Source organism: Sinimarinibacterium thermocellulolyticum, assembly GCF_040327995.1.
Classification (GTDB): Bacteria; Pseudomonadota; Gammaproteobacteria; order Nevskiales; family Nevskiaceae; genus Solimonas; species Solimonas thermocellulolyticum.
Genome location: NZ_JBEPIJ010000002.1, coordinates 97,592 through 108,308, shown reverse-complemented (window position 1 = coordinate 108,308; position 10,717 = coordinate 97,592). Strand labels below are relative to the sequence as shown.

Annotated in this window: 11 protein-coding genes; 3 read left to right on the top strand and 8 right to left on the bottom strand. The window is 67.9% G+C overall.

The genetic code is table 11. The annotated features are described in order from the left end of the window. Positions 1–138: 138 nt before the first annotated feature. From ABSH63_RS02335 to ABSH63_RS02315, 5 genes are all read right to left on the bottom strand, one after another. Positions 139–1,137, bottom strand: coding sequence for an alpha/beta hydrolase (locus ABSH63_RS02335; protein ID WP_352887087.1), 999 nt, complete (start codon positions 1,135–1,137; stop codon positions 139–141). Positions 1,138–1,145: 8 nt separating this feature from the next. After that, positions 1,146–2,315: a thiolase C-terminal domain-containing protein gene (locus ABSH63_RS02330; protein ID WP_352887085.1), complete on the bottom strand. Its 1,170-nt coding sequence runs from the start codon at positions 2,313–2,315 to the stop codon at positions 1,146–1,148. Positions 2,316–2,325: 10 nt separating this feature from the next. Continuing rightward, positions 2,326–2,760: a Zn-ribbon domain-containing OB-fold protein gene (locus tag ABSH63_RS02325; RefSeq protein ID WP_352887082.1), complete on the bottom strand. Its 435-nt coding sequence runs from the start codon at positions 2,758–2,760 to the stop codon at positions 2,326–2,328. Between the two features lie 107 nt (positions 2,761–2,867). Further along, on the bottom strand, positions 2,868–4,220 hold the full coding sequence (locus ABSH63_RS02320) for a DUF1329 domain-containing protein (RefSeq protein ID WP_352887081.1): 1,353 nt from the start codon (positions 4,218–4,220) through the stop codon (positions 2,868–2,870). A gap of 191 nt (positions 4,221–4,411) precedes the next feature. Then, the gene (locus tag ABSH63_RS02315) at positions 4,412–4,675 is read right to left on the bottom strand and encodes a YkgJ family cysteine cluster protein (protein WP_352887079.1); all 264 of its coding nucleotides are present in this window, start codon (positions 4,673–4,675) and stop codon (positions 4,412–4,414) included. A gap of 87 nt (positions 4,676–4,762) precedes the next feature. Here ABSH63_RS02315 and tesB point away from each other — a divergent pair, with 87 nt between their 5' ends. Next, entirely contained in the window at positions 4,763–5,650 is an 888-nt protein-coding gene (gene tesB, locus ABSH63_RS02310) for an acyl-CoA thioesterase II (protein ID WP_352887078.1), read from the top strand. Here the strand turns inward: tesB and ABSH63_RS02305 are convergent. After that, positions 5,641–6,555: a sterol desaturase family protein gene (locus ABSH63_RS02305; protein ID WP_352887076.1), complete on the bottom strand. Its 915-nt coding sequence runs from the start codon at positions 6,553–6,555 to the stop codon at positions 5,641–5,643. The two genes, tesB and ABSH63_RS02305, sit on opposite strands and share 10 nt — an antisense overlap. Before the next feature lie 84 nt (positions 6,556–6,639). Here ABSH63_RS02305 and ABSH63_RS02300 point away from each other — a divergent pair, with 84 nt between their 5' ends. After that, positions 6,640–7,650: an AraC family transcriptional regulator gene (locus ABSH63_RS02300; RefSeq protein ID WP_352887074.1), complete on the top strand. Its 1,011-nt coding sequence runs from the start codon at positions 6,640–6,642 to the stop codon at positions 7,648–7,650. Between the two features lie 15 nt (positions 7,651–7,665). Here ABSH63_RS02300 and ABSH63_RS02295 read toward each other — a convergent pair whose 3' ends face one another. Then, a complete protein-coding gene (locus tag ABSH63_RS02295; protein WP_352887072.1) occupies positions 7,666–8,355 on the bottom strand; it encodes a hypothetical protein in 690 nt (229 codons plus the stop codon). Between the two features lie 84 nt (positions 8,356–8,439). Beyond that, positions 8,440–9,450, bottom strand: coding sequence for an AraC-like transcriptional regulator QhpR (qhpR, locus tag ABSH63_RS02290; protein ID WP_352887071.1), 1,011 nt, complete (start codon positions 9,448–9,450; stop codon positions 8,440–8,442). Between the two features lie 133 nt (positions 9,451–9,583). Between qhpR and ABSH63_RS02285 the strand changes: the two genes are divergently transcribed. Further along, a complete protein-coding gene (locus ABSH63_RS02285) occupies positions 9,584–10,624 on the top strand; it encodes a fatty acid desaturase (RefSeq protein WP_352887374.1) in 1,041 nt (346 codons plus the stop codon). The last annotated feature ends 93 nt before the right edge of the window (positions 10,625–10,717 follow it).

Below are 10,717 nucleotides of genomic sequence, written 5' to 3'. Positions count from 1 at the left end.
TTGGCGATCCTGGTTGAAACGCAGACTCGACCAACCACGTTTAAGACAAAGTCGTAATAGCAGGAACACGCCGTCCGGCCTGTTTTCGCGTCAAGCCGGCGCGGCCTGTCGGCGGGTGCGCGTCGTCGGTCGGCAGGCTCAGCGCATCGACGGCGCCGGTTCACCGTCCAGCGCGCGGAGCCAGGCACTCAGACGGTTGAAGAGTCGCGTTCGCGCGGGGAACAGGAAGTGGCTGTGACCGGCTTCGGGGAGGATGTATAGGGTGAGGTCGTGGCTGCCGGTGAAGGCGGCCGGCACTCGATGGGCGGGGCCGACCATGTCGCGCTCGCCGATGCCGAGAAACACCGGCACGTCGAGCGCCGCCGCCTCGGGCGCGACATTGCCCGGCATCATGGACATGGCCGCAGGGATGGGTAGCAGGCAGTCGGTGGCGGCCTTGAGTGCGGCGATGCCGCGCGGGTCGGCCTTCTTGCTGCCGAACAGCTCGGCGTTGCTGCCGCGTTCGTTGCCAGCGCCCTGTCCGTGAATCAGCGGGTACGGCTGGCCGAACATGGTCTTGGCGATTGTGGCGAGCTGCGGCCTGACGGCGAGCGGATCGGCCACGTCCTTGACCGCGGGCGGTGCGTACTCCGGCAGGCCGCGTGTCGAGAACCCGAGCAGGACGACCGCCGCATGCTGGCGCGCGGCGTGCTGCTGCAGGATGGTCAGCATGGCGCCCATGGAGTGGCCGACGCCGATGCTGCGCAAACCGCTCAGCGCGGGCAGATCCGGATGGAGCCGGCCTTGGTGCACTCGTGCGAGCAGCTCCGCCGTGGCGTCGATGTTGGCCTGCACGAGCACCTCGGCGCTCAGTTGCCAACCATCGCGCGGCTTGCTGCTGTCGCCCAGGCCCAGGTGATCGAGCGCAGCAACGATGAAGCCGCGCGCGCTCATCTGCGCGGCGAAGGAGAACGAGTCGTCGCCGTCCGGCGCTCGTAGATCGAAGTAGCGGCGATTCATGTTACCGCCGGGCAGGCACAGCAGCAGGGTGGTGACTTGCGTGACCTGCCCAGGCCACCAGACCGAGGCGCCGATTTTCAGCACCGGCTCGCCGGGCAGCGCAACGCCGGTGTCGAGTGTCAGATGCAGCGCGTTCACGGCGCGCTTCAATCCTTCGCCAGAATCGCCCCGGCCATGCCCGAGGAAACCAGTACGTTTTGCACGCGCTGTACCTGATTGGGCGAGGTGCCGCGGATCTGGCGCACGCCTTCGGCCATGCTGTTCAGACCGTGGATGTAGGCCTCGCCGATGAGTCCGCCGTGGGTGTTCACCGGCAGCGGCCCGTCTATGGCCATGCCGCCGGCCTTGACCCATTCGGCCGCCTCACCGCGCTTGCAGAAGCCATAGGCTTCGAGCTGCAAGAGCACGTGCGGCGTGAAGGCGTCGTAGAGCATAGCCGCCTGGATGTCGCTCGGACGCAAGCCGGTCTGCTTCCACAGACGCTTGGCCACGCCCTGGGCTTCCGGCATCACCGTCAGATCGTCGTGGTAGTAGTTGGAGATCACTTCCACGTTGTACGGGATCGACTGCGCGGCGCCGAGGATGCGCACCGGCTTCTGCTTCAGATCGCGTGCGCGCTCGAGGCTGGTGACGAGGATCGCGACGCCGCCGTCGGACTCCTGACAGCAATCGAGCATGCGCAGCCACGGCTCCTGGATCCATTTGGAGTTTTGGTGATCTTCGAGCGTGATCGGCTTGCCGTAGAACCATGCCGCCGGATTGTTGGCCGCGTACTTGCGCTGCTGAACCGAGATGTAGCCGAGGTCACGGTTGGTGACGCCGTAGGTGTACATGTAGCGCTGCGCCTGCAGCGCGCCCCAACTCGCCGGCGTCATCGCGCCGAAGGGCACGCACCACAGCAGCGAGCCGGTGCCGTTGCCGGACTGGTAGCTCATCATCTGCTGGTTGGGGTTCTGGCCGAAGCGGTACTGGCTGCGCTCGTTCATCGCGCGCCAGATCAGCACGTAGTTGCACAGGCCGGCATTGACCATCGCCATGGCCTGGTAGATGGTCGCCGCCGCCGCGGCACCACCGCCGGGAATGCGCGTGGTGTAGGCAAGATCCTTCACGCCGAGGCAGCGCGCGAGATTGATCTCATCGCTGTTGTCGATGGTGAAGGTGATCATGCCGTCGATGTCGTGCGGCGAGATGCCGGCGTCCCGGCAGGCGGCGAGCGAGCACTCGGCGGCGAGCTGCAGCTCGCTGCGGCCGGAGGCCTTGGAAAACTCGGTCTGGCCGATGCCGGCGATCGCGGCTTCGGTGAAGGTGCGGGCCATGGTCGTTCCCTTACTTGGTGCGCGGCCGGAACACCGGCACCTTGTGATTGTTCATCGTCGGCTCGAAGCAGACTTCCACTTCCATGTCCTGCCGGATCTCGTCGTAGCCGATGCCGACGACGTTGGAAACGAAGCGGATGCCCTCTTCGAGCTGGATCACCGCAACGATCGGCGACTCCTTGAAACCGAACGGATGCGGATGCCGCGGAATGGTCCACGCATGCACGGTGCCGCGCCCGGACAGCTCCACGTCCTGACGGTTGAGGCTGTGGCAGTGCGGGCACATCGGCCGCGGCGGGAACGTGAACTTGCCGCAGTCGCCGCACTTCTGGCCGATGAATTTCTCCTGATCCGCCGCTTCCCAGAAGCTCTTGGCGTCGAGCGTGACGATGGGCGCGATGCGCGTCGGCTTGGGCGTTGAGGCTTGGTCGGTCGGTGCGGTCATGGCGGGTACTCGTGGCGCTTTCTCGGGCCGCGGATGCAGGGGCAGATCGACGATAGCGGCGCGCTCGCGCGCGTTGCCTGACTCAAACGGATGATTCGGGGGATCGCTCACCGCCCCGCCTGTGCCGCCGCCTGCGGCGAGAACTGCGCCGGCGCCATCGGCCGGTTCAGTCGCCACCAGTCCGCAGCCGGACGCTCGTTGACCAGATTCACGGCGGCATAGGCCTTGGCGGTCAGATCGTGGAAGACCTGCACGCCGCGGTGATGCGAGGCGGATTCCTGCGAGTAGAAGTACAGGATCATCGGCACGCGCCACAGCGCGCCGTGGTTGTCGTAGTGGTCGGCGGTGAGGATCTGCCAGCTATCCTCATCGATGTAGATCGTGCGCCGCGCATAGATATGGCGCATGCCCGGCTTCAGATGCGCCTCGACCACCCAGACGCGGTGCAGCTCGTAGCGGACGTACTCGGGATTGAGCGTGTCCGGCGTCAAGAGCTCGGCGTAACGCAGCGCCGGATCGTTGATGCGGAAGTTGTGATAAGGCACGTAGATCTCGCGCTTGCCGAGCAGCGTCCAGTCGTAGCGATCGGGCGCGCCGTTGAAACCCGAGTCCTCGTCGGAGGTATGCAGCCCGCCCGGCGGCACCGGGTAGTCGTAACCGACCTCCGGCGCCTGGCGCACGCGGCGCGTGCCCGGCTGGTACTGCCAGGCCTGGGTCGAGCCCTCACCGTAATGATTGAACTGCACGCCCACCGAGGTCAGCCCGCGGTCGCGCTCGGGCAGCAGGTAGCTGGCGAAGAAATACGCCGCGATCCTCTCGGTCAGCGCGGGCCGCGGGACTGCATCCGGACGGTTCATCATGCTCATCGAACGCAGCGCGTAGCGCCCCCAGGCGATCTTGTCGCCGGGATAGACGTAGGCGATGTCCGCCACCACCTGCTCGGTCCAGGCGCGATAAGTGGTCTTGGCCGACCAGATCGCCTCCAGGCCGTTGCGCGGCAGCGGAAACGCCGGCGCGCCGCCCTGGCCGTCCACGCCATGGCCGTCGTCGATCAGCCGCGCATGTTGCGCGTTGTGCCGCGCGACCGCGCAGGCCCAGTCGGGCACGCCAAAGTCGCGATGACTCGGGTACACCCGCATGCGGAAAGTGTTGGGATACTGGCGGAACAGGGCCTTCTGCCCGGGCGTCAGCCGGTCCTCGTGTTGTGCGAGGTTCTGCGCGGTGATGACGAACAGCGGCTTTTCGTCCGCATACGGCCCGGGTTCATAGCCGTGCTCGCGCTTCATGCCCGGCCACGTGCCGATCCACTGTCCAGCGTAGGCGGCGACGCCGGCCTCGCTGGCCGCACGCTCGGCGCCCATGCAGGTTTTGTCCTCGCCGGCGACATGGGCCGGCACGGCCTGCACGCACCAGGCGAGCACGAGGCCGAAGGCGATGGTACGGCGGCGCGTCAATCGCATCTCTTGCTCCTCGATCGAAGCCCCATGCTCCCGGCCCGACGATGCGCGCGCCTCCCTCAAACCGATGAACCGGGAGCCTGGGCGGGGAGAAACGCGCGCGCAGAGTCGAGTCCCGGTCCCGCGGCGCATCCGCGCCGGCTCCGACGTTGGGCGCACCACGAGTGGATGCCGGACGGGGCCGGCCGGCTGCTTTACGGCTGCCGCGGCCGCGTGAGCCGTTCCAGCCGCGTCAGCCGCTGCAGCGCCTGTTCACGTGAGGCGCCGCACATCTCGACGCTGGCGCGCAGGCTCGAACACACCACCGGGCGTCGCGGATCGCCGAACAGCCGGCAGCGCAGATCGTCGTCGAGCTGCACACAGCGCACGCCGGCCGGTTTGCCATCGGCCATGCCGGGAATCGGCGAGGAGATCGACGGCGCGATGCAGCAGGCGCCGCAGCCGCTGCGGCAGTTCATCCGACGCCAGCGCCCGCCCGGCGCCGAGTGGCGCCAAGCCCGCGCCGATCCGGTAGTCTTTGCGCGTTTTTTCGGCTGCACGTGGTCATGAATCGCATTCTGCAGGATCTGGTCAATCTACTCGACCTCGAGAATCTCGAGGTCAATCTGTTTCGCGGACAGTCGCGCGACCTCGGCGGCAAGAGCGTGTTCGGCGGTCAGGTCATCGGCCAGGCCCTGGTCGGCGCCAGCCGCACGATCGGCTTCGGCGTACCGCATTCGTTGCATGCCTACTTTCTGCGACCGGGCGACATGAGCTTGCCGATCGTCTACGAGGTGGACCGCGTGCGCGACGGCCGCACGTTCACGACGCGGCGCGTGCAGGCGATCCAGAACGGCCAGCCGATCCTGACCATGATCGTCTCTTTCCAGCGCGAGGAGGCGGGGCTCGAACACCAGTTGCCGATGCCACAGGTGCCGCCGCCGGAGAAGCTGCGCAGTTCTCGCGAGTTGCACGACGACTGGCTGCAGTCGGTCCCGGAGGTGTCGGACCGCGTGTTCCATGCGATGACGCGCGAGCTGGCGATCGAGTTCAAGCCAGTGGAGCCGTGGAACCCGCTCAAGCCCGAGGTGCGGCCGCCGCAGCAGCACATCTGGTTTCGCGCGGCCGGCAAGCTGCCGGACAACCCGATGTTGCACCGCTGCGTGCTGGCCTACGCCTCGGACTTCAACCTGCTGTCGACCGCGGTACGTCCGCACGGCCGCACCTGGTACGCCGAGGACATGATCATCGCCAGCATCGACCACGCGCTGTGGTTCCACCGCGACATGCGCGTCGACGACTGGCTGCTGTACGCGATGGACTCGCCGACCGCACAGGGCGCGCGCGGCCTGTCCCGCGGGCTGATTTTCGATCGCCAGGGCCGCCTGGTCGCCAGCGTCGTGCAGGAGAACCTGATGCGTGAAATCGGCGCGGACGCGCCCGGTCAGGACTGAAGCGAAGGCGTCGCCGCGACTTCAGCCGGTCGCGACCACTCCGGCGGCCCCCACAGGTGCTTGAGGCGCTGCCAGAGCGGGCCGGGCCGCAGCACGTCGCGCCACATCTGCACGAACTCGTGCACGTTCAGCGTCCAGATGTTGTTCGAGCGAATCTGGCGCGGAATGCCGTAGTCGACCGGTTCGTCTTCTTCCACATAGGTGCCGAACCAGCGGTCGAAGATGATCAGCACGCCGCCGTAGTTCTTGTCGATGTATTTCGGGTTGCGGCCGTGATGGGCACGGTGGTTGCTGGGCGTGTCGAACACGTATTCGAACCAGCGCGGCAGCTTGCCGATCGCCTCGGTATGCACGAAGTACTGGTAGGCCAGATCGCAGGCATACAGAAAGAACACCACGCCGGGCGGCACGCCCAGCCACACCAGCGGCATGAAGAACAGCCACCAGCCGGTGATCGAGTAGAGCATGCTCTGGCGCAGCGCGGTCGTGAAGTTCATCTGCTCCTCGGAGTGATGCACGACGTGCGCGCTCCAGAACCAGCGGATGCGGTGGCTCGCGCGATGGAACCAGTAGTAGCAGAACTCCACGGCGACGAATATCGGCACGATGGTCCACGCATTCACCGGCACGTCGAACAGCCGGTGCTGGTAGATCCACAGGATGATCGCGCCGCTGACCAGCGCATGCACGATGAACTCGGCGACCTGGTAGCTGGCGCCCAGGCCCAGATTGGTGGCGACGTCGCGCCAACGTGGCAGCGGCCTGTGCGCGCGCCGGCGCAGCACCTGATACTCGATCGCGAACGCGAGCAGGAAGATCGGCGCCATGCCGGTCAGCACCACCTGCTTCCAGTCGACGTTGGGCCCGAGCAGTGCATGCACGGCGTGGATGAAGTCCTGCAGCATCGGCAAGCCTCGCGGTGGATCTTCGGATCATGGCATCTTGCACGCGTCCCGGTCGAAAGGTCCTGACACCGCACGCCAAGCCGCATGACCGCTCGCGCCAACACCGTCGCCGTCGGCTATCTGCACGCCCTGCTCGACTACGCCCGCGCGCGTGGCCTTGCGCTCGATGCGCTGCGCGCGGCCTTGCCGTTCGACCCTTCCGATCGCGATGCACGCGTGCCGGAGGCACTCGGCGCCGCGCTGTTCGACCGCGCCGCCGCGCTGCTCGAGGATGATGCGCTCGGCCTGCACGTCGGCGAACAGGTCCGGCCCGGCCATTACGGCGCGCTCGGCTTCGTCGCGATGAACTGCGAGCGCCTCGGCGAGGCGCTCGATGCGCTGCGCCGCTACCAGGCCTTGGTCATCGATCTGGGCGGCGTCGGCCTCAAGCGCGACGAGCAGACCTGCACGCTGAGCTGGAACCCGGGCACCGACGGGCCGTATCGCCAGCTCGCCGAGTTCAACCTGGCCGGCCTGGTGACGTTCGCCCGCTGGATGGCCGGCGCATGGGCCAAGCCGCTTCGCATCGACGTGATGTATGCCGCGCCAGCCGACACGCGCGAGCACACCCGCATCCTCGGCTGTCCGCTGCGCTTCGCCCAGGCCTGCTATCGCGTCGTGCTGCCCATCGACGCGCTCGATGCGCCCTTGATCCAGCCGGACCCGGCGATGCGCGAGCTGATGCAGCGGCTGGCCGATCAGCAGTTGCGCGCGCTGCCGCGCGGCGACGATTGGCTGACGCGGCTGCGTGCACAGATCGCGCGGCGGCTGCGCCAGCCGCCGGTGGAGCTCGATGCGGTGGCCGCTGCGCTGGCGCTGTCCTCGCGCAGCCTGCAGCGACGCCTGCAGGCCGAGGGCCTGCGCTTCAGCGCACTGGTCGAGCAGGTGCGCCGCGAACTCGCCGAGCGCCACCTCGCCGACGCCAGCCTCGATCTCGCCGACATCGCCTTGCTGCTCGGCTACTCCGAGCAGAGCGCGTTCCAGCGCGCGTTCAAGCGCTGGACCGGACAAACCCCGGCGCAGTGGCGCGCCGCGCACACAGAACCGCGAAACTAGCAACGCGGTGGGGACTCAATGGCGCACGAAGTCCGCGTGCATGCGCTCCAGGCCGTCGCGGTAGTAATGGAAGCGCTGCGCAAGGTCGCGGAACACCTCGCGCACTCCCAGCACCTCGGCCATGCGGTGGCGTGAAGCGGTGAAGTAGTATGAGCTACCCATGCGGCAGTAGTACTCGAGATCGACCGGACGGCGCTTGTAGCGGTGGCGCGCGTCGATCCAGTCGCGGCACAGCCCGGCGAGATACAGCGCGTAGTTGCCGATGTGCGAGTGCACGACGAAGCCGCGCTCCGGGCCGGCCTGCGCCGCCTCGGCGACGAGGTCGACCAGGTACTGGAAGCGCCGCTCCTCGTCCGGCTGCACCGAATACAGACGCTCGGTACGGGTGAACAGCCCGAGCAGATGGGCAAGGTAGTGGATGGTCTGGCGCTCCTGCGCGTGACGACGGCCGGGCAGCGCGCGGCGCAGTAGGACGTCGAAGAACAACTGCGGCGAGACTTCGAGCCACATCGTCTGCTGGTCGCGGATCGCGTCGAACACGTAATCGCTTTCGAGCAGGGATTCGAGCGTGTTCGGCCGCTCGTTTACGAGCTGCACCGCCTGCGCCGGGTCGATGCCGGGCACCGGAAAGTGCTCGAACAGGAAACGCAGGTCCTTCTCGTCGAACGGCGGCGTGCCCAACTGGGCGAAATCCGGCGCGTGCATACGATGACTCCGTCGCGGGCCGAATCGGCTCGTCACGAAAATCTTGCAAAAGCCGGACCAGGGTGTGAAGCCCCGGTGACGTGCTCACGGCCGCGCGCGATAAGCGGTCGGCGAGCGCCCCTCCCAGCGGCGGAACGCGCGGGTGAAGCTGGACGGATCGGAAAAGCCGAGCAGCCAGGCGATCTCGCCGATGCTCGCGCGCGGATCGGCGAGATAGCTGCGCGCGAGCGTATGCCGGGTGTCGCGCAGCACCTCGCCGTAGCGGGTGCCGGCCTCGGCGAGCCGGCGTTGCAGGCTGCGCTCCGACAGATGCAGCGCCGCCGCGACCGCGGCGGCGCCGGGTTCGCCGCGCGGCAGAAGGTCGGTGATCGCGTAACGCACGCGCGCGACGATGTCGTCGCGCTGCAGCCGCTGCAGGTAGCGCTGCACGATCTCGTCGTTGTGCCGCGCCAGCTCCGCATGCGCGCCGTCGAGCGGCTCACGCAGCACCTTGGCGTCTAGATACAGCGCGTTCTCGTCCGCGCCGAATTGCAGCGGCGCGCGGAACAACTTGTCGAAGGCGGCACGGTTGCGCGGCTCGGCGCGGCGCAGGCGCAGCAGATGCGGCGCGAACTCGCGGCGGCCGAGCAGGCCGCGGCACAGACGCACGATCAGCGCCATGAAGGCGTCGATGGCCTCGTCCGCGGGCGGCACCGCCGTAGCCGCGGCGCGGATCGAAAAACGCCAGCCCTGCGGCGTCTGCTCGAAGCCGAGCTCGGCGACATCGCTGACAACGGCGAAGTAGCGCAGCACCCGCTCGAAGGCCTCATGCAGCGTTGCGCTCGCGCTCAAGGCATAGCCCAGCGCGTGAAACGTGGTCTGGCCGACGTGGCGGGCAACGGTGAGTCCGAAGGCATCGTCGCCGGTGGCGGCGACGGCGAGCCGCCACAGCCGCGTGGTTCTCGCCACCGGATAGCGCGCGTCGGGATCGGACAACAGCGCCGGATCGAGCCCGGCCTCGGCGAACAGGCGCGCGCTGTCCTGCCCCGTGGCGTCGAGGGCCTTGCGGATCGCTCTGGCCCAGCTCGTCAGCGCGGTAGCCGTGGTTGGCGGCATCGGTCAACTACTTGGCGGCTTCGGTCAGGCGCAGCGGCCCCGGCTGTGCGTACGCTGCGCGTGATTCATGGGTATGTCCTGCGAGGAGCATGCGGTGAGCCCGACCCCTCTGGCAAATCCTGCGGCGAGCACGATGAGCGACGCGCAGAAGACCGAACACATCAAGGCCGTGGTGCTGAAGGCCGGCGCCGAGCTGCGAGAGCGCCATCCCTGGCTCAAGCATCAGAACGCGATCGGCATGAGCATCCTGCTGGTGTCGCTCGCCGGCATGGCCGGCACCGCGTGGCTGTATCTCGCCGGACACATCGCCTGGTGGATCTGCCTGCCGGTGGTGGCGATCTTCGCCTCGTTCACGCACGAGCTGGAGCACGACCTGATCCACTGGATGTACTTTCGCAAGCAGCCGCTGCTGCATCACCTGATGATGGCGCTGGTGTGGCTGGCGCGGCCGAGCACGATCAATCCGTGGATCCGGCGCAGGCTGCATTTGCGCCACCACAAGTACTCCGGTACCGAGAAGGACGCCGAAGAGCGCGGCATCACCAACGGCCGGCCCTGGGGGCTCGCGCGTCTGCTGATGCTCGCCGACGCGACGCTGGCGCTGCTGCTGCGCGTGCCGCAGGCCAAGGACCGCAAGCATCGCCTGCTGCTGCTGATCGGTGGCCCGATCGCCTACTTCCCGCTCGGTTGGGCGTGCTGGGGCCTGTGGTATGCCTTCCTCGGCTACCACGGCGCCAACGCCGTCGCCGCGCTCGCCGGCGGCGAGATCGCCTGGTCGGCGGCCACGCTGGCGCGCATGCAGTGGCTCGATCCGCTGGTCGTCGTCTGGATCGGTCCCAACGTGCTGCGCAGCTTCTGCCTGCACTTCGTCAGCAGCAACATGCACTACTACGGCGACGTCGAGCCGGACAACGTCATCCAGCAGACCCAGGTACTCAACCCGTGGTGGCTGGTGCCGTTCCAGCTCTTCTGCTTCAACTTCGGCTCGACCCACGCGATCCACCACTTCGTGGTCAAGGAGCCGTTCTACATCCGCCAGTGGACGGCCCCGCAGGCGCACGCGGTGATGCGCGAGATGGGCGTGCGCTTCAACGACTTCGGCTCGTTCACGCGCGCCAACCGCTGGTCGCGCGCCACCGCGCCCGCGGCAAGCGGCGAGCTCGCCAGCGGCTGAGCGCAGCGCCCGGCGGCGCGATCCAGGCGGGGCAGCGACTCAAGGCTGCGCACGCACGGGCCACGGCGGGTCCGCGTGCGTCTCGACGGCCGA

Bases quoted from the DNA above. Each gene is read 5' to 3' on its own strand.
- ABSH63_RS02330 (WP_352887085.1), bottom strand. From the start codon at position 2,315: ATGGCCCGCACCTTCACCGAAGCCGCGATCGCCGGCATCGGCCAGACC.
- ABSH63_RS02325 (WP_352887082.1), bottom strand. From the start codon at position 2,760: ATGACCGCACCGACCGACCAAGCCTCAACGCCCAAGCCGACGCGCATC.
- ABSH63_RS02320 (WP_352887081.1), bottom strand. From the start codon at position 4,220: ATGCGATTGACGCGCCGCCGTACCATCGCCTTCGGCCTCGTGCTCGCC.
- ABSH63_RS02315 (WP_352887079.1), bottom strand. From the start codon at position 4,675: ATGAACTGCCGCAGCGGCTGCGGCGCCTGCTGCATCGCGCCGTCGATC.
- tesB (WP_352887078.1), top strand. From the start codon at position 4,763: ATGAATCGCATTCTGCAGGATCTGGTCAATCTACTCGACCTCGAGAAT.
- ABSH63_RS02305 (WP_352887076.1), bottom strand. From the start codon at position 6,555: ATGCTGCAGGACTTCATCCACGCCGTGCATGCACTGCTCGGGCCCAAC.
- ABSH63_RS02300 (WP_352887074.1), top strand. From the start codon at position 6,640: ATGACCGCTCGCGCCAACACCGTCGCCGTCGGCTATCTGCACGCCCTG.
- ABSH63_RS02295 (WP_352887072.1), bottom strand. From the start codon at position 8,355: ATGCACGCGCCGGATTTCGCCCAGTTGGGCACGCCGCCGTTCGACGAG.
- qhpR (WP_352887071.1), bottom strand. From the start codon at position 9,450: ATGCCGCCAACCACGGCTACCGCGCTGACGAGCTGGGCCAGAGCGATC.
- ABSH63_RS02285 (WP_352887374.1), top strand. From the start codon at position 9,584: ATGAGCGACGCGCAGAAGACCGAACACATCAAGGCCGTGGTGCTGAAG.